Source organism: Pseudomonas cyclaminis, from assembly GCF_015163715.1.
Taxonomy (GTDB): Bacteria; Pseudomonadota; Gammaproteobacteria; order Pseudomonadales; family Pseudomonadaceae; genus Aquipseudomonas; species Aquipseudomonas cyclaminis.
In genome coordinates this window covers 1-17,676 of the sequence record NZ_JADDUM010000082.1, presented here as the reverse complement: position 1 = coordinate 17,676, position 17,676 = coordinate 1, and the positions used below count along the sequence as shown (strand labels likewise).

The 17,676-nt window shown below is 61.1% G+C and carries 18 protein-coding genes and 2 pseudogenes; 4 read left to right on the top strand and 16 right to left on the bottom strand.

What is annotated here, in order from left to right; translation table 11 throughout:
* Positions 1-190 precede the first annotated feature (190 nt).
* From IQK56_RS12000 to soxR, 10 genes and pseudogenes are all read right to left on the bottom strand, one after another.
* The gene (locus IQK56_RS12000) at positions 191-1,105 is read right to left on the bottom strand and encodes a metal ABC transporter substrate-binding protein (RefSeq protein WP_150762109.1); all 915 of its coding nucleotides are present in this window, start codon (positions 1,103-1,105) and stop codon (positions 191-193) included.
* A gap of 7 nt (positions 1,106-1,112) precedes the next feature.
* A pseudogene (locus IQK56_RS11995) lies at positions 1,113-2,003 on the bottom strand (metal ABC transporter permease); the annotation flags it as partial.
* A complete protein-coding gene (locus IQK56_RS11990; protein ID WP_193862058.1) occupies positions 2,000-2,746 on the bottom strand; it encodes a metal ABC transporter ATP-binding protein in 747 nt (248 codons plus the stop codon). The pseudogene IQK56_RS11995 and the gene IQK56_RS11990, both read right to left, overlap by 4 nt.
* A pseudogene (locus IQK56_RS11985) lies at positions 2,743-3,662 on the bottom strand (metal ABC transporter substrate-binding protein). Before IQK56_RS11985 ends, IQK56_RS11990 begins: the two are co-directional and overlap by 4 nt.
* 19 nt (positions 3,663-3,681) lie before the next feature.
* Positions 3,682-4,242 carry a DUF6162 family protein gene (locus IQK56_RS11980; protein ID WP_193862059.1) on the bottom strand — a complete coding sequence of 187 codons (561 nt, stop codon included), beginning with the start codon at positions 4,240-4,242 and terminating at the stop codon, positions 3,682-3,684.
* On the bottom strand, positions 4,239-4,562 hold the full coding sequence (locus tag IQK56_RS11975; RefSeq protein WP_122305103.1) for a hypothetical protein: 324 nt from the start codon (positions 4,560-4,562) through the stop codon (positions 4,239-4,241). Before IQK56_RS11975 ends, IQK56_RS11980 begins: the two co-directional genes overlap by 4 nt.
* Complete coding sequence (locus tag IQK56_RS11970) at positions 4,559-5,095, bottom strand: thiamine pyrophosphate-binding protein (protein ID WP_193862060.1); 537 nt, start codon at positions 5,093-5,095, stop codon at positions 4,559-4,561. The genes IQK56_RS11975 and IQK56_RS11970 overlap by 4 nt, the downstream gene beginning before the upstream one ends.
* The gene (locus IQK56_RS11965; RefSeq protein ID WP_122305101.1) at positions 5,095-6,294 is read right to left on the bottom strand and encodes a PepSY-associated TM helix domain-containing protein; all 1,200 of its coding nucleotides are present in this window, start codon (positions 6,292-6,294) and stop codon (positions 5,095-5,097) included. The genes IQK56_RS11970 and IQK56_RS11965 overlap by 1 nt, the downstream gene beginning before the upstream one ends.
* A 312-nt stretch (positions 6,295-6,606) precedes the next feature.
* Positions 6,607-7,068, bottom strand: coding sequence for a VOC family protein (locus tag IQK56_RS11960; protein WP_150675775.1), 462 nt, complete (start codon positions 7,066-7,068; stop codon positions 6,607-6,609).
* An 89-nt stretch (positions 7,069-7,157) separates the two neighbouring features.
* Entirely contained in the window at positions 7,158-7,598 is a 441-nt protein-coding gene (gene soxR, locus IQK56_RS11955; protein ID WP_112194403.1) for a redox-sensitive transcriptional activator SoxR, read from the bottom strand.
* Between the two features lie 100 nt (positions 7,599-7,698).
* Between soxR and IQK56_RS11950 the strand changes: the two genes are divergently transcribed.
* Positions 7,699-8,064, top strand: a complete 366-nt coding sequence (locus IQK56_RS11950; protein ID WP_122305099.1) for an antibiotic biosynthesis monooxygenase — start codon at positions 7,699-7,701, stop codon at positions 8,062-8,064.
* Here the strand turns inward: IQK56_RS11950 and IQK56_RS11945 are convergent.
* Genes IQK56_RS11945 through msuE form a run of 4 tightly spaced genes read right to left on the bottom strand, consistent with a single transcriptional unit; the run spans position 8,053 to position 12,125 of the window.
* Positions 8,053-9,156, bottom strand: a complete 1,104-nt coding sequence (locus IQK56_RS11945) for a sigma-54 interaction domain-containing protein (RefSeq protein WP_099584471.1) — start codon at positions 9,154-9,156, stop codon at positions 8,053-8,055. The genes IQK56_RS11950 and IQK56_RS11945 overlap by 12 nt on opposite strands.
* A gap of 13 nt (positions 9,157-9,169) precedes the next feature.
* Complete coding sequence (locus IQK56_RS11940; RefSeq protein ID WP_032886022.1) at positions 9,170-10,357, bottom strand: acyl-CoA dehydrogenase family protein; 1,188 nt, start codon at positions 10,355-10,357, stop codon at positions 9,170-9,172.
* A 55-nt stretch (positions 10,358-10,412) separates the two neighbouring features.
* The gene (gene ssuD, locus IQK56_RS11935; protein ID WP_112194407.1) at positions 10,413-11,552 is read right to left on the bottom strand and encodes an FMNH2-dependent alkanesulfonate monooxygenase; all 1,140 of its coding nucleotides are present in this window, start codon (positions 11,550-11,552) and stop codon (positions 10,413-10,415) included.
* Between the two features lie 9 nt (positions 11,553-11,561).
* Positions 11,562-12,125: an FMN reductase gene (gene msuE, locus IQK56_RS11930; protein WP_193862061.1), complete on the bottom strand. Its 564-nt coding sequence runs from the start codon at positions 12,123-12,125 to the stop codon at positions 11,562-11,564.
* A 399-nt stretch (positions 12,126-12,524) separates the two neighbouring features.
* Here msuE and IQK56_RS11925 point away from each other — a divergent pair, with 399 nt between their 5' ends.
* The 3 genes from IQK56_RS11925 (at position 12,525) to IQK56_RS11915 (ending at position 16,036) form a co-directional block, all read left to right on the top strand.
* The gene (locus IQK56_RS11925) at positions 12,525-12,794 is read left to right on the top strand and encodes a hypothetical protein (protein WP_122305096.1); all 270 of its coding nucleotides are present in this window, start codon (positions 12,525-12,527) and stop codon (positions 12,792-12,794) included.
* 233 nt (positions 12,795-13,027) lie between these two features.
* Positions 13,028-14,188, top strand: coding sequence for a cysteine desulfurase family protein (locus IQK56_RS11920; RefSeq protein WP_122305095.1), 1,161 nt, complete (start codon positions 13,028-13,030; stop codon positions 14,186-14,188).
* 39 nt (positions 14,189-14,227) lie between these two features.
* Positions 14,228-16,036 (top strand): aminopeptidase P family protein, encoded by a 1,809-nt coding sequence (locus IQK56_RS11915; protein ID WP_193862062.1) that lies wholly within the window; start codon positions 14,228-14,230, stop codon positions 16,034-16,036.
* 107 nt (positions 16,037-16,143) lie between these two features.
* Here the strand turns inward: IQK56_RS11915 and IQK56_RS11910 are convergent, their stop codons facing one another.
* Positions 16,144-16,425 (bottom strand): hypothetical protein, encoded by a 282-nt coding sequence (locus tag IQK56_RS11910; protein ID WP_099584478.1) that lies wholly within the window; start codon positions 16,423-16,425, stop codon positions 16,144-16,146.
* A 164-nt stretch (positions 16,426-16,589) separates the two neighbouring features.
* The gene (gene rhtA, locus IQK56_RS11905; protein ID WP_150675771.1) at positions 16,590-17,477 is read right to left on the bottom strand and encodes a threonine/homoserine exporter RhtA; all 888 of its coding nucleotides are present in this window, start codon (positions 17,475-17,477) and stop codon (positions 16,590-16,592) included.
* Positions 17,478-17,676 lie beyond the last annotated feature (199 nt).

Genomic DNA, 17,676 nt, shown 5'->3' with positions numbered 1-17,676 from the left:
GGGGGCAAGCCCCAATGCCAGTCAGTTAAGGAGGAACACTGTAACTGTGGTGAGCGGGCTTGCCCACGCTGGGCTGCGAAGCAGCCCCAAAACCAGACGCCGTGTGGCACTTGATGTAGCGCGTTCTTCAGTATTGGGGCCGCTTCGCGACCCAGCGCAGGGCAAGCCTGCTCACTACAGGTCCGAGCGGCTAGGGCATGAGGGTTTTGATCACTTGGTCCACATTGGTTTCCAACTCTGTCACCGGGTCGGCGCCGTCGACGTTCAACACCAGCAACTTCGAGCCACCTGCCGTGATGGCGGCTTTCACCGCCTCACTCGGCTGGCGATGGTGCAGCACCACGGCCACGTCGTTGTCCTTCAATTGGGCACTGAGTGCCTGTAACGCCTCAGGCGTCCACTCGGCATCCGGCCGTGCATCGGTGCGGACCAGTTCCAGGTTCAGGCTACTGACCAGATACCCAAAATGGTCGCTCAAACTGACCACACTCAGGTTGTCCGCCTTGGCCAATCGCGCTTCGCTGTCGGCGGTGAGCTTGAGCAGGCGTTGCTTGAGCGCGGCCAGGTTGGCGTCGATCCTGGCCTTGGCGCTCGGTGCGAGACGGCTCAGGTCGGTCGATAGCACGTCGGCCATGCGCCCCAGATTGTTGCTCGATTGCCAGGGCTGGCTGTTCAGTCCATCGGCTACGCCAGGTTGCACGGCGATCCCCGGCAAGCCGCCGTCCACCGGGCGTGCGGCATCGACTTCGACAATCCGGATGTTGCTGCGCCGTGCCACGGGGTACAGCGGATCATCGGCCCACAATGAGCGCAGGCCAATAGCGGCATCGGCGTCCTGGGCCAGCGCGCTCAGTGCGGGTGCGCCACGACCGGTGAAGTACGACACCTGGCGTGAGCCTGGCAGGTTGGCCGGGGCCGCGCGCTCAAGCTGCACGTCGGTGCCCTTGAGCAGCACCTCGGCCAGGCCGTAAGTGATCGGCAGTGAGGCAAGCACCTTGACCGGTCTGGCGGCATGGGCAGCCGGCTTGACTGCCTCGGCGGCCATCAGCGGCAGGGTGATTAAACAGGCGATGGCCAGGGCCAGAGGCTGAAGAACAGAGCGCATTATCCAAGGTTCCCTTTGAGGCTGGGCACGTGCCGCGCGCGATGGCGGCAAGGGCAAAGGCGATACCGGCCATCAGGATGATCGCGGCACCGGAGGGGATCGGCAGGTCGAAGATGATCGGCAGCAGGATCCCGCACAGGGTGCTGACGGTGGCGATCACTACCGAGATCCAGAAGAAGCCTTTGAGTGACTGGCTCAACAGGCGTGCGGCGGCGGCGGGAATCACCAGCAGGGCGCCGACCAGGATCGCGCCGATGACCTTGACTGCCGCGACGGTGATCAGCGTTACCAGGATCACGAACAGGTAATCCAGGGTCTTCACCGCTACCCCGCGCACTGCCGCCAGTTGCGGGTTGAAGCTGGCGAGCATGATGCGGTTGTACAGCGGCAACGCCAGGGCCATCACCAGCGAGCCGACAATCGCCAGCACCAGCAGGTCGTTACCGTTGACCGTCAACACCGAACCAAACAGCACGTTTTCCAGAATGTGCACGTTGATCTTGCCCGCCAGGATCAGCAGCAGGCTCGCGCCCAACGCCAGGGACACCGACAGGAACACGCCGATCAGGGTGTCCGGCGCCAGGCCGGTGCGGTTGCGCAGGTAATTGAGCAGGATGCCGAACAGCAGGCAGTAACCAAACAGGCTGCCGTAGGGGCCGGTGTAGGGTTCGCCGAGCAGGATGCCCACGGCCACGCCGGTCAGCGCGGCATGGCCGACTGCTTCGGAGAAAAACGCAAAGCGCTTGACCACCACCAGCGTGCCCAGGCCGCCGAGCACCGGGCCGATCAGCAAGCCGGCGAGCAGGGCGTTGACCACAAAACCATAGGCCAGTGCCTCGGGTAGATAACCGGACGAGGCCCAGCCCTGGACCATCAGGCGAAACGCTTCATAACTCATTGCGCCGGGCTCCGAGGGTGGGTGGAAAACAGGGTCAGCAGGCGGTCCGGGGTCAGTGCCTCTTTGGGTGTGGCGTCGAACAGCACGCGGCGGTTCAGGCCGGTGACGCGGTCGGCCAGGCGGCCAACGGCTTCCAGGTCGTGCTCGATCCACAGCACGGTGATCCCGGCCCGGCGCCAGTCATTGAGCAGGCGCTCAAACACCTGGATACCGGCTTCATCGAGAGCCGACATCGGCTCATCCAGTACCAGCAACTGCGGCGCCGGGATCAGGCCCTGGGCCAGCAACACGCGCTGGCGTTCACCGCCGGACAGTGCGCCCATGCGCCGCTTGCGTTTGTCCTGCATGCCAACCCGTTCCAGGGCCTCGCCAATCGCAGCGGCGTAATGCTTGGACAAACCCAGAAACGCCGGGCGCCGCTGGCACATGGCAGCCATGAAGTCATCCACGGTCATCGGCAAGCCCCGGTCGAATTCCAGCGCCTGGGGCACATAGCCGATGGTGCCGGGCGTGCTCGGCCACGCCAGGCTCAAGCGCCCTTGGTGCGGGGTTTGCCCCAGCAGGGTCTTGATCAGCGAGCTTTTGCCGCCGCCGTTGGGGCCGACCAGCGCATGGATGCTGCCCGGTTGTACCTGGAAACTCACGCCGTCGAGGATCACGGTGCGGCCCAGGGTCAGGGACACCTTGTCGAAGTCGAGTGTCGGGCCGACGTTGGCGACCCTTAGCTGTTCCGCCGCCGTCATGTGCCCGACTCCTGAATCGCCCGGACCACGGTGTTGAGGTTGCCGGTCATCTCCACTTCGTACTTCTCGGCGCTGTATTCGCCGTAGGAAATGTGTGAAAGCGGGTAGAGCTTGACCCCGGATTCACGCTGGATGGTGTCGACGTAGGTGGACGGGAAATCCATCTCCGAGAAAATCACTTTCACATCCAGGGCGCGCAGTTCGTCGATGGTCTTCTTCAACTGACTGGGGCTGGGCTCAATGCCGTGGGCGGCTCGACCACGGCGGTGACTTCCAGGCCAAATTCACGCAGCAGGTAGTCGTAGGCCGCATGCACCGTGGCGACGCGCAGGTCCGGGTTAGGTGCGCTGGTCAATTTGGCGAGGGCATCGGCGCGCATCTGGCGCAGGCGTTTGCCATAGGCACGGGCGTTCTGGGTGTAGGTCTTGGCGTTGTCCGGGTCGAGCTTGCCCAGCTCACGGGCGATGTTGTTGACCTGGGCAATCGAGGCGCTGATCGACAGGAAGGTGTGCGGGTTGACCACCTTGCCTGCACCGCGCGCGGCATTGCCGGTGGCGGCCAGCAATGGCACGTTGGCGTTGGCTTCGATCACCGCAATGTCCGGGCGCTCGCTGGTGGCGATCATGCGGTCGGCGAAGTCATCATGACCGACGCCATTGAGCACGATCACGTCCAGGGTGCCGATGCGCTTGATGTCTTCGGCACGCGGCTCGTAGGCATGGGGGTTGAAACCGGCGGGAATCAGCGGCACCACGTCGGCCTTGTCGCCGACGATATTGGCCACGTAGCTGTAATAAGGATGCAGGGTGATGCCGATACGCAGGCGTTTAGCCGCCTCGGCATTGGCCAGCGGGGCGAGCATCAGGCTCAGCAGGCTGACCAGCAACAGGCGCAACAGGGGAGATGAAATAGACATGGGCAATCGGTCTTCTCGTTCAGTGACGGTGCTGGCGGGTAACGCCGGCGTCGAATTGCGCAACCACTTGCTGCCAGCCGGCTGCGATCAGCGCCTGGTCAGTGAGGTCGGTCGGGGCGGCCAGGTCGCTGCGGCGATTGAGCCAGATATCCGGCTCGGTGCCCTGCACGCGCATCAGCAGTGAACCGCTGGTGGTCGGCACCTGGCTCAAGCCAAAGTAGGCCGCAGGCGCCAGCAACTGCCAGCGGTGATCGCCACGGCTGACCGAACTGGCATCCTGGGCGAACGGCGCAAAGCCTTCTTCGGCCAATTGCCCTGGCGTCGGCAGGGCGCTTTGTTCCTGCTGCAGCAGGTGGATTTCATCCAGGGTCACCCGCAGGTCGGCGTAGATGCCTTGTTCGGCGGCGTTCAGGTCGCGGCGGGCGTCCAGTTGGTGGCTGGGTAAGGCGGCGACTTCCTGGGATTCGCCGTGCAGCGCCACCACCGTGCCGGCCACCGCGAGGATGATCAGGCACAGCAGCAGGACATAGAGGGTTTCGTGGCCAGCACCGGCGGGGCGTACAACCTGTGTCGTACTCATTGGGGCTGGATATCCGCTTGGTCGATTTCGACGACATGGCCGGGGCCTGCGTCAAACAGCACGTAGAACTCGGCGGATGGCTTCTTGAACGTCAGGGTCGAGTCCTGGCCGAGCTTGCCCGGTACCAGGATGGTCTCGTCGTAGCCGATCACATCCAGGGTCACGCCGGGGGCACCGCTGCCGTCGGAAAAGCCGCCCTTGCACTGGATCTGCTCGCCGGGGATTTCCTTGCATTCGCACATCGGGTTGTGGGCCAGGGCCACGGTACTGAAACCCGCGCACAGCAACAGCGCAGCGCGGGACAGGTGCTTGATCTTCATGGTTTGACTCCTTGCTTGTTCAGCCAGGCGATGGTGGCAGGCGAGGCCTGGCTCAGCGGGATGGAACCCTGGTGCATCGTGCCGTCCCAGCCTTCCATGGTGACCCACAGCTCGGCGTCGGCTGGCGTGCGTTCCGGGACGGGCAGGGCGGCGCCCATGCGGTACGGTGTGCCGAAAAAGATCACCCCGGCCGCCCGCAGGCTGCGTGGCTTGCCGATGCGCAGGTAGGTGGCTTTGACCTGGTCGGCGCAGGTGTCGCACAGGGCGGCGTTGAAGAATTTCATCGGGCCGGCCGGATCCGGGCTGGGGCCTTCGTTGCGGAATTCGGCCAGGGTCAGGCTCCAGGGGCCGACCTTCACTTCACCAGCCACCCGCTCGCCGATACCGGCGTCACCGCGAAACAGCGCGGCGTCGGCAAAGTACTTGGGCATGAAGCCCAGGGGCACCAGCAATAGCAGCACATTGATATGGAAACGCCATTTCAGCCAGAAAGCCCGCAGGGGTGTCGGCGGTGTCGCTGCGACCTTGCTCATCAGTGGCTCTCCGAGGTTTCAGCCTGCAAGGCCGGGGTGGAAACAGACGTGCGCTGGGTCTTGGCCTCGCGCTTGAGGGCATTGAGGGTGGCCAGGGCCGTGCGCTTGGTCCAGATCAGCAAACCGCTCAACACCATCATGCTCAGCACCAGGCCGAAGAACGCCCAGATCAGCTTGATCCACAGCCCGCCAAAGTCGCCGGTGTGCAGCGGGCGCATGGATTCGGTGACGAACTCAAGCGCGGTACGGTCGGACAGGAGGTGCGAGACTGCGATTTCGCCGTTATAGGGGTTGAGTTGGGCGGTCTGGTACATCAGCGGGTACCAGCCGCGTCCGCCGATTTGCAAGTGGCTGTAGGCGTTGAAGGGCAGCCGCACAAAGCTCGCTTCCAGGCCGGGGATGCGCTGGGTCGCGATCGTGATGGCTTCATCCAGGGGAATCATCGGCGCCGGCACGCCTGCTGCCGAGGACGGTACGTGTTCACGGGCGATCACCGGGACGATGGGCTCGCTGGAAATTGAAATCTGGTTGTCGCCCAGGATCGCCTGGATCAGGAACCAGGTGCCGGTGATGGAAATGACCGCGATAAACCAGATTGACCAGATACCGCTCAAGCGGTGGAAATCCCCCCAGAAGATCCGCGCACCATGGCGAAAACGCAGGGTGGGTTTGAGAAAACCTTTCCAGAAGCGCTTGTAGACGACCAGCCCGGTAACCAGCGAAGCCAGCAACGGCAGGCCGAGCAGCGACACCAGGTACCAGCCCCAGCTGTAGCCGTTGGTGAACGGGACCAGCCACCAGCCGTGCAGCGCACGGGTGAATTGACGGAAGTCGAATGACGGGCTGATGCCCTGGATCGCGCCGGTGTACGGATTGACGTAGACCTCAAGCGAGCGCCCGTCCGGGTAGCTGAGGTCGACACTCAGGGCGAAGTGCGACTCATCGGGACGGCTGAGCGATTGGACAATCACCTCGGGTTCGGCGCGCTTGATGGCGCTGATCACCTGGTCGTAGCTCAACAGTTCGGCGTCATCCGACGGTTTGCTGGCGCGGATGTCCGGGTTGGCCAGCCAGACGATTTCCTGGCTGACCACCGCCAGGGTGCCCGTGACGCAGACGATCAGTACAAAGAACCAGATGGGCAACGCCAGCCAGCTATGTACGAGAAACCAGAGTTTGGAGCGTGACTTCTTCGACATGTGAATGAGGGTCTTGATCGGAGGGGGGCGAGGGAGGCCCGGAAAAGGCCAGTCGTAGCTTTTGCTGACGCGACAGGCTGTATCTAAGTTAAGACGGATGAGAATGAGAAATCCCTAACCCGGATATGAAAGAAAATGTTTCAGGTTCACATTCAGCGGGTTTTTACGCGTTGATCGACTCCTAAACGTGTTTCACGCCTTTATCCCCGGCGGACGCACTTAGGGTCCAGCAGACCTGCTGCGCATTGAAGCGCGGCAAGCCTGCCCACCCCATCACCGGCACACACGTTGGATGGGTGATGCCTCAGGGCATCAGCCTTGTTTGAACATTTCCATGGCGCGCTGGCGAATCTGCGACTCGGTCAAGTCCTCCTTGTGTGTGGCCACGAACCACACATGGCCAAACGGATCTTTCAGCGTGCCGGAGCGGTCGCCGTAGAACTGGTCCTGGGGTTCGGAAATAACTGTCGCGCCGGCAGCGATGGCCTGTTTGTAGCGTGCGTCGACATCGCTCACATATAAATGCAGGCCGACACTGGTGTGACCGTCGGTTGGGCTGCCAAATGCACTTTCACCGCAGGGCGAGCCGAGCATGATGGGTGAGCCATCTATACGCAGCTCAGCATGGCCGACCTTGCCGTCGGGCATGTCCAGGCGCATGACTTCGGTGGCATTGAAGGCTTTTTTGTAGAACTCGATGGCTTCGGCGGCTTTGTCGATGCCCAGGTACGGCGTGATGCTATGGAAGCCTTCGGGGACGGGGTTAACGCTCATATCGTTCTCCTTGATTGGGTTTGTGAAGGTCTGGCCTTTTCACTATAGGCCACGCCAATCAAGGGCTCCGGCGGTTCCGACGAGATGGTTCAGGTAGGTTCGAGCAACTGCGCCCCGGGCCCGCGCTCACCGAGCAGGTCATCCTGATTGCGCAGCGGGCATGCCTCCAATGATAAGCAGCCACAGCCGATGCAGCCGTTGAGCTTGTCGCGCAGCAGCATCATCTTGTTGATGCGCTCATCCAGGTCTTCGCGCCAAAGTGCCGACAAACGCTCCCAGTCTTTGGCGGTGGGGGTGCGGCCATTTGGCAGCGTCTGTAACGCTTCGCCAATCGTCGCCAGCGGAATGCCCAGGCGCTGAGCGATTTTGATCACCACCACGCGGCGTAATACATCCCGTGGATAGCGCCGTTGATTGCCCGCGTTACGATTGCTGTGGATCAGCCCCTTGGTTTCATAGAAGTGCAGAGCCGTGACGGCCACGCCACTGCGGGCGGCCAGTTGGCCGACGGTGAGTTCCTTGGTAATCATGAAAAACTCCGATTAAGCGCTTGACCTTGACTTAACTGGAGGTTTTACCCTGCGTGGCATTGAATCGCAAGATTCTGCCTACAGAGGAAGGGGAGTGTTCATGCAGGTATCAGAGAGAAATCGCAGCTTCACTCAGTTGATCGAGTTCCATATCGAGCCCCAGCAACAGGTCGCCCTGGTGGCGGCCCTGTCCGTCCAGAGTGAGCGTTTGGCCGAGGGCCATGACGGCTTCCTCAGTGCGAGCGTACAGGTCAGCGATGACGGACGGCGGGTGCTCAATTACCTGCAATGGGCGTCCCGCGAGGACGGCGAGGCCGCGTTCAAGGGTTTTGAGCAGGGCGAGGAGGATTTCTGGACGCTGATTCGCGCCCATCAGGCCACGGCGGTGACCTTTGGTTCGTTCCAGGTGCTGCGCAGTTTTGAGCGCAGTCACGACAATGCATTGCACTGCCGACTATATGGATAAATGCAGCATCCGTTCACCTTGCACGTTTTCCCCTGGCCGTCGTTTGTTGACTGCCAATTCGCCGATCTTGATCAGGCGTGTGCGCGTGACGTTGCGGCTCAGGCCCAGCAGGTTGGCGGTGTGCACCTGGTTGTAATGGCTGAAACGGTAAGCGGCCCGCAGCAGGGCGTCTTCGACTTTCTCATGCAGGGCGCCGGCCTGTTCTTCGAAGAGCTTTTGGAAGGCGCGTGCGAGCAGGGCTTCGGCACTGTTGTCGGTGCCGTGCTGGCTGTCGTCCTGGCGCTCGATGCGCATGTTCGACAGGCGTAGATCATCCCGTTCGATCACGCCGTTCCGGCAAATCAGCAGGGTGTGGTGGATGACGTTTTCCAGCTCGCGGATATTGCCCGGCCAGCTGTAACTCTTGAGCTTTTGTTCGGCTTCGCGGCTGATGGTGATCGGACCGTAGCCCAGGCGCCGGCTGTACGCCTCGATAAAGTGCCGGGTCAGCGGCAGGATATCGCCGGGACGTTCGCGCAGCGGGCTGAGTTCCAGGCTGACCACGTCGAGCCGGTAGTAGAGGTCTTCGCGGAAGTGCCCAGCGTTGATGGCTTTTTCCAACTGCACGTTGGTGGCAGCCAGTACGCGCACATCAATCGGAATGCTCTTACGCGAACCCAGGCGTACGACTTCGCGTTCCTGGAGCACGCGTAGCAATTTGACCTGGATGGCCATCGGCAAGTCGCCAATCTCATCGAGGAACAACGTGCCGCCGTCGGCCTCTTCGAACCAGCCGGCCTTGGCGCTGAGGGCTCCGGTAAAGGCGCCTTTTTCATGGCCGAACAGTTCGGCCTCCACCAGGGATTCAGAGAACGCGCCGCAGTTTACCGCCACGAAAGGCCGGTTGCGCCGCGCACTGAGATTATGAATGTGGCGCGCCACCAGCTCTTTACCGGTCCCGGTTTCGCCGATGATCAGCACGCTGGCTTCGCTGGGCGCCACTTGCTGGATGTGGTCGAGCAGCGCCTGGGATTTCGGGTCTTCGAAGACCTGGGCCGTGGCGCGAATCGAGGTCGCAAGGGCTGGCGAGGGCGGTAGGGTTAGAAGCTGCATGGGCACCTCTTTTTTATGAGTAGAACGTAGGAATCGGCAGGGATTGGTTCAACGCCCAGTCCCCCAGTTCGTGGAGTTTGTAGTCCACCGGGTCGTGTAGGGTTTGCGTGCGCAGGTTGCGCCAGTGGCGATCCAGGCGCAGGGACGCGTGGGTGGAACGTGCCCCGGTGACTTCAAACAGACGGCTGCACAGGTCCAGGCCTTGGCGGGTGGCAGCGACCTTGGCCGTTGCGATGGCAATCGCCAGTTGGCCGCGTTCGTGTTCGCTGAGGTTCGGCCCCTTGGCCCAGGCTTGATCCAGTAGTTCGGCGGCGCGTTCCACCAGCAGGCGCACGCCTTGCAGGGCCACCCAGAACTCGCCGTAGTGGTGCAGCACGTAAGGATCCTGGCGCACGTCTTCGGCTGAGGATTTGTGCCAGGCACGGGTTTCGGTGAGGGTGTAGGTGCGCGCTTCTTCGAAGGCTCCCTCGGCAATGCCGAGAAACATATGGGTAAAGGTCAACTGTGCGATCAGCGGGCGCAGACAGGCGAAGGGGGTACTCAGCGGGCCTGGGTCGAGCAGCAACTCCGACTCTTCGACGCGCACCCGCTCGAAGCTGGCGCTGCCGCTGTCGGTCTGGCGTTGGCCGATATTGTTCCAGTCGTTGTGCAGAGTAATGCCACTGCGACCGCTGGGAATGGCGGCGATCAGCAGCTTGCCGCCGGCATTTTCGTCCACGGCCGAGGCGATCAGCATCTCCGAGTCGCTGGCGCCGGAGCAGAAGCTCTTCTTGCCGGAGAATTCGCGCCAGCCGCCGAAGTCCTTGACCACGGTGCGCGTGTCCAGCGGGTTGAGGGCATTGCCCCAGAACCAATTCTTGCGGGCGGTCTGTTCGAACCAGGGTTGCCATTGATCCGGGCGCGAAAACAGGCGCACGGTGGCCAGCATCAGGTGATGAAAACCGAAGACGTGGGCGATGGAACTGTCCACCTTAGCGAATTCGCGCACGATGCCCAGGGTGTCGCTCCAGCGCGCGCCGAGGCCGCCGTATTGGGTGGGAATGCTCAGGGCCAGCAGGCCGCTGTGGCGCAGGGCGTCACGCTCGGTTTTGGGTGTGCCGCCGCGCTCGTCGCGTTCAACGGCGCTGAGGGCGAATTCGGCGGCCAGCAGTTTGGCGGTCTGCAAGGGGGATGGCAGGACGCTGTGGGGTTTGGCTGTCACGGGTTTTCCTCTCTATAGGCAGCAGCGGCCAGCGCCGTTGCCGCCGCTGCGCCGATCAGGCCTTGGCCGGCAGGACATCGTTGGCAATCATTTCGCCGAACGGGCCGGTGAGGTTGGTGATGCCGCGTCCGGCGAGGCTGGCATAGGGTTCCGGCAGCAGCGGGAACACCAGCTCGGCGAAGCGATAGGCCTCTTCCAAATGCGGATAGCCGGAGAAGATGAAGCTCTCGATGCCCAGGTCGGCGTACTCCTTGATGCGTTCAGCCACTTGTTGCGGATTGCCCACCAGCGCGGTACCGGCACCGCCGCGCACCAGGCCGACACCGGCCCACAGGTTAGGGGCGATCTCCAGGTTGTCGCGGCGTCCGTCGTGCAGGGCGGCCATGCGGCGCTGGCCTTCGGAGTCAAAGCGCGAGAAGGACTTTTGCGCGGCGGCGATGGTGTCGTCGCTGATGTGTTCGATCAGTTTATCGGCGGCTTTCCAGGCGTCTTCTTCGGTCTCGCGCACGATCACATGCAGACGAATGCCGAACTTGACGGTACGCCCGTGGCGCGCTGCGCGTTCACGCACATCCGCGAGTTTTTCCGCGACGGCGGCGGGTGGCTCGCCCCAGGTCAGGTAAACGTCCACCTGTTCGGCGGCGAGATCGTGGGCGGCGTCGGAGGAACCGCCGAAGTACAACGGTGGATAAGGCTTTTGCACCGGTGGGTAAAGTGCCTTTGCGTTCTGCACGCGCAGGTGTTTGCCTTCGAAATCTACCGATTCACCCTGCAATACGCGGCGCCATATCCGTAGGAATTCGTCGGAGACTTCGTAACGCTCGGCGTGGTCAAGGAAGCTGCCGTCGCCACGGTTTTCATCGGGATCGCCGCCGGTCACTACGTTGATCAGCAAACGACCATTGGACAGGCGATCCAGGGTGGCGGCCATGCGTGCCGAGACGGTGGGCGAAATGATGCCGGGACGAATCGCGACCAGATAGCGCAGGCGCTCGGTCAGCGGTACCAGCGCCGAGGCGATGACCCAGGAGTCTTCGCACGAGCGGCCGGTAGGAATCAACACGCCGTAGTACCCCAGGCTGTCAGCCGCCTGGGCGACTTGCTTCAGATAATTGAGGGTGACGGGCCTGGCACCTTGAGTGGTACCCAGGTAATGACCGTCGCCGTGTGTCGGCAGAAACCAGAAAACATCCATGACCAATCCTTAAGCGATTTTCAGCAGAGAAGGGGAATGCGCAGCAAACAAGGGGGCTGCGCGTTCTGCCGCCAGTTGAATCCGGGCTTTTAACAATTCACTGGTTATTTGGTAGTCGGTGAAGTCGGCTTCGGTGGCGTACACACCGATCGGCAGGGTCAGCGCCTGGAAAAAGGCGAACAGCGGGCGCAGTTGGTGATCAAGGACCAGCGCATGGCGTTCACTGCCACCTGTGGCCGCGAGCAGCACCGGCGTGTTGATCAAGGCATTGAGGCCGACCAGGTCGAACAGGTGCTTGAGCAGGCCAGGGTAGGAACCGCGATAGACCGGCGCGGCGACGATCAGCAGGTCGGCCTGTTCGATGGCCACCAGTTGGGCTTCGACGTCGGCGGGCAATTCATCGCGTGACAGTGCACCACCCAGGGGGCGGGCGATTTCGCCCAGTTCGATCAAGGTGGTCTGGATCGGCAGCAAGGTGGCCAGTTCGGCCAGCACGGCTTGGGTCAACACCAGGGTGCGCGACGGGCGCCAGGTTCCGCCGGAGAGGGCAACGACATTCAGGGGACGGGTCATGAACAGTTCCTTTTTCAACAGTGGTTCATAGCAAGTGAGGTGCAAGGTGTTGAGCAAGAGCTGTACCAACGGCTGAAGGCCTTGACTGGCGTGGGCTGCGGCTTCACTGCTGAAAAATGTTGCTGTTGCCTGCCTGGTGATTTGTTGAATGGCTGTTGCCTGGTCAACAGTTGCGTGGCGAACAGTGCCCGGCAGATGTGGAGCTATTTATAGAGGGTTAGAGTTATTCCGTAAATGAATCTATTTCCATATTTATAGATCATAAGGAAATATGAAGAGGGGCTATCGAGGGTGCCTCTGCGGTTGATAGCGACTATCACGGACGGTGATTTTTCGCTGCGCAAGGCGAGGAGTAGCCTGTGTTCATTGACTCGAAACCACCTTCGCAGAGCCGCCGCCATGAACCGATTCCTCGCCGTTTGCTTACTGATTGTCAGCTCCGTACTCGCCGGCTGTGCGAGCCATCCATCGCCGGAATTGCGCCCCTACTCGGCTGAAGAGACCAAGCAACTGGCCCTGGAAGCGCTGAGTCGTCGCGGCTTGTCGTTCGAGGAATATCAACAGCAGCGCGCCGCGCTGACCGGCCAGCCACAGAAGCCCTTCGGCTTTGATCGCCAGGGTGAAATGAATGCCGAGCGCAACGTGGTGCTTCATGGTCGTCCCAGTTGATTGCATCCTGCGCAGCAAAAAGCCCGAGGCTTCCCTTAAGGAACCTCGGGCTTTTTGTTTGCCATGGTGCGACTTCAGCCTGTTAAGCTGAATTTCAGGAGCGTTCCTACGCACATTTACTTAAAGTCGTCCTTCTTTAATGGCATCCAATCCGGTAAACCTGACGACCTCTGTTCCGGTCGATGCCCCTGAGACGCTGCTCTCGGGAACCTGCTCTGCGAGTCTTAACTGTCATGAATAAACGTCCGTTGTATTTCGACTACGCCGCCACCACGCCGGTGGACGAGCGAGTCATCCAGGTGATGGTCGAGTGTCTGGGCTTCAACGCCAATTTCGGTAACCCCGCGTCCAGTTCCCACGCGTTTGGCCAGGCGGCCCGGCAAACGGTTGAACAGGCGCGTGGCCAGGTGGCCGGGTTGGTGGGCGCACAGCCCGAGCAGATCGTCTGGACCTCCGGCGCCACTGAGTCCAATAACCTCGCCATCAAGGGCGTGGCCCAGGCGCGGGGCGTGACAGGTGGGCATATCATCACCAGTCAGATCGAGCACAAGGCGACGCTGGACACCGCACGGCAGTTGCAGGAAGCCGGCGTGGCCGTGACCTACCTGGTACCCGACGCCGACGGCTTGATCAGCAGCGACGCGGTCAGTGAGGCATTGCGCGAAGACACCTTTCTGGTTTCGCTGATGCTGGTCAATAACGAACTTGGCACCCTGAATGACATCCCCGCCATCGGCGCGCGCGTACGTGAACACGGTGCGCTGCTGCATGTGGATGCTGCCCAGGGGGCAGGCAAGGTGGCGATCGATCTGGCGCACTGGCCGGTGGATCTGATGTCGTTCTCTGCGCACAAGTTGTACGGTCCCAAGGGCATCGGCGCGCTGTACGTCGGGCCTCGGGCGCAACAGAAAGTGTTGGCGCAGATTCATGGTGGCGGTCACGAGGGCGGCTTGCGCTCCGGCACGTTGGCGACTCATCAGATTGCGGGGATGGGCACGGCATTCGCCCTGGCAGCGCAGTCGTTCAACGAAGAGAAAGCGGTGATCGTCGCGTTGCGGCAACGCCTGCTGGATCAATTGGCGTCGGTTGCCGGGGTGCGCCTCAATGGCAGTGCCACGCAGCGTATTCCCCATACCTTGAGCCTGACGTTCGGCGAAGGTGAATTCAATTCCGCGGCACTGAGCGCCGGTATCGCTTTTTCCGCGACGTCGGCCTGCAATTCAGCGAGCAATGCACCGTCCCACGTGCTGCTTGCCCTTGGCCATGATGCCCGTTCGGCCGGCCGCACCATTCGTTTGAGTCTGGGCCGGTTTACCACCGAGCAGGACATTGACCAGGCGGTGCAATTGATCAAGGCCGCACTGGCCAGCGCGCCGGCCTTCTGGGCCGTCTGATTTTCATATAACAATTATTAGTGGTTAGCAGGAGACACAATGAGTACGCAGCCTTTGACCCATGGAACGGTTCCCCAGCGCCTGGCGCACACCCGCGAACTGATGAGCCGCGAGGGCATCCACGCCTTGCTGGTGCCGTCGGCTGACCCGCATTTGTCCGAATACTTGCCGGGTTACTGGCAGGGTCGTCAATGGTTGTCAGGGTTCCATGGCTCGGTGGGGACGCTGATTGTCACCGCGGATTTCGCTGGTGTGTGGGCTGATAGCCGTTACTGGGAACAGGCCACCAAGGAACTCAAGGGCAGTGGCATTGAGTTGGTCAAGCTGCAACCAGGTCAGCCTGGGCCGCTGGAGTGGCTGGCCGAGCAAACACCGGAAGGCGGTGTGGTGGCAGTGGATGGTGCGGTGATGGCCGTCGCTTCGGCGCGCACCCTGGGCACCAGGCTGGCAGAGCGTGGGGCGCGCTTGCGTACCGATATCGACGTGCTTGATGCGGTTTGGACAGACCGGCCGAGTCTGCCGAGCCAGCCGATTTATGCCCATCTGCCACCGCAAGCGACCGTCAGCCGCGGCGAGAAGCTCGCCGCACTACGCGCCGGTTTGAAAGAGAAGGGCGCCGATTGGCACTTCATCGCGACCCTGGATGACATCGCCTGGCTGTTCAATCTGCGTGGCGGCGATGTTTCATTTAACCCCGTGTTTGTGTCGTTTGCGTTGATCAATCAACAGCAGGCCACGTTATTCGTGGCGCTGAGTAAAGTCGACGCGCAGCTGCGTGCTGTGCTCGAACAGGATGGCGTGACGTTGCGCGACTACAGCGAGGTAGCGGATGGCCTGCGTGGAATTCCTGGGGGTGACAGTTTGCAGGTTGACCCCGCCCGCGTAACCGCCGGGTTGCTGGAAAACCTCGATGCTGGCGTCAAGCTGATCGAAGGACTTAATCCGACCACATTGGCCAAATCCCGCAAGAGTCTGGCAGACGCGGAACATATCCGCCGGGCCATGGAGCAGGATGGCGCGGCGCTGTGCGAATTCTTCGCGTGGCTGGACAGTGCGCTGGGCCGTGAGCGCATCACGGAATTGACCATCGATGAACACCTGACTGCTGCTCGCACGCGTCGCCCCGATTATGTGTCGCTGAGTTTCAATACCATTGCTGCGTTCAACGCCAATGGCGCAATGCCGCACTACCATGCCACTGAGGAAGAGCATGCGGTGATCGAAGGCGATGGCTTGCTGCTGATTGACTCAGGCGGCCAATACTTGGGCGGTACAACGGATATCACGAGGATGGTGCCTATCGGTACGCCGAGTGAGGAGCAGAAACGAGACTGCACCCGAGTGCTGAAGGGCGTTATTGCGCTGTCCCGTGCGCATTTTCCCAAGGGGATTCTGTCGCCGCTGCTGGATTCCATTGCCCGTGCGCCGATCTGGGCTGAAGGCGTGGACTACGGTCACGGTACTGGGCACGGCGTGGGCTATTTCCTCAATGTGCATGAAGGCCCCCAAGTGATCGCCTACCAGGCTGCCGCTGCGCCGCAAACGGCAATGCAGCCTGGGATGATCACTTCCATTGAGCCGGGCACCTACCGTCCGGGACGTTGGGGTGTACGTATCGAGAACCTGGTATTGAACCGAGAAGCGGGCAAGACCGAGTTTGGTGAGTTCCTCTCGTTTGAAACCCTGACGTTGTGCCCGATAGACACTCGTTGCCTGGAGCCGTCGCTGCTCACGGCGGATGAGCGTGAGTGGTTCAATATGTATCACGCGCAAGTGCGTGAACGCTTGAGCCCGTTGCTGGACGGCGCAGGGCTTGAGTGGTTACAGCTGCGTACGGCGCCTATTTGATTTAATGCAAACGCCGCTTGCGATCTGCTGCAAGCGGCGTTCAAGGATGAGTGTTAATCGAGCGCTGATTACGCACTGAGCAGTCGTCGGTGACTGCTCGAAGGCGATTACTTACAGATGACGATCATGCTGCGGCTGGTGTAGCCGGCAGGGTTGAGTCCGAAGGGGTAGTCCCCCGGTTCCTCTGAGTTGTCACCGGACTTGGCTATAACCCGATAACCCTTGGTGCCGCACGAGTTGGTTGCACTGGTGTAGCACTGGTCCCAAGAGGAGGACAGGCCTGAACAGTTGATATGCAGCCCTTTTTTGCCACGTTTTACTTCTGTCTTGGTAGTCGCGGCACAGCCAGCAATGGCCACGACCATTAACAGTATCAAAATTCGTTTCATTCCCATCCTTAATAGCCACTTCGCAATACCTGAAGCTGGCTTTACTCGCTCTCGAGTGTAGCGTTCGCGCTGTCCCTGTCGAAAAACTCCATGAATGACATTCGTTTACCACTTAAACATGGCCTAAATGAGTGGCAAATGCCAGAGCTACATTCAACGATGATTCAATCTGCCGGAACCAGCGGTTTCGAGTCATTGCGCATCGTCAGCGTCGCGCCTACCGAGGCCAGGATAATGCAGGTGATGGCCAGCCATTGCGCCAGGGACAAGTACTCTTGCAGGAAGAACAGGCCTGAAAGCGCGCCGAATGCAGGTTCGATGCTCATGAGGGTGCCAAAGGTTCGGGCGGGGAGGCGCGTCAGCGCTACCATTTCCAGAGTGTAGGGCAGGGCGGTGGACAGGATGGCCACGCCGATGGCTATTGGAATCAGCGCAGGGGTCAGTAATGCGCTTCCGGCATGCACGATGCCGATGGGCGCGACAAACAGGGCGGCGATCATCACGCCCAATGCGGCGGTCTGGACGCCATTGTCGTTACCGGCCTTCTGTCCGAACAGTATGTAGAGTGCCCAGCAGACGCCGGCCCCCAATGCATACGCTGCGCCGACCAAGTCGATGCCGCTGCTGGCTTCCCCGATGGGAATCAATAGAAGCAGCCCGACGATCGCGAGGGCAATCCACAAAAAATCTACTGCTCTACGTGACGCGTAGATGGCGACAGCAAGCGGCCCGGTGAATTCGAGGGCTACAGCGATGCCCAGAGGCACGCTGCGCAATGACATATAGAAGAGGAAGTTCATGCCGCCCAGGGCCATTCCGTAGATGATCACGGTGCGCAGGGACTTGGCGGTCAATCTGGCACGCCACGGTCGCAATATAAGAAGCATGATCACACTGGCGAAGATCAGGCGCAGGGTCGTGGTGCCTTGCGCGCCGACAATCGGGAACATGCTCTTGGCCAATGAGGCTCCGGACTGGATGGATGCCATGGCAATCAGCAGTAGGCCGACAGGAAACAATGCAGAGGCCAGACTGCGGGAGGAGGTGGTCATTGGGAGGTGCGTCCAAGGTGATATTTGATAGGCAGAGTTCGCTATGATGCTTAACAGTGTGGAAATGAGCAATATATTGCTCATTTTTGTGCGGTTGAGCGTCTACATATAGAGGGATATGCGGGTATGTAGACGGTTTGATAGAAAAACCAAATTAACCCTTGACGCCAGATTCTGTGAGCCTATAATTCGCCCCACT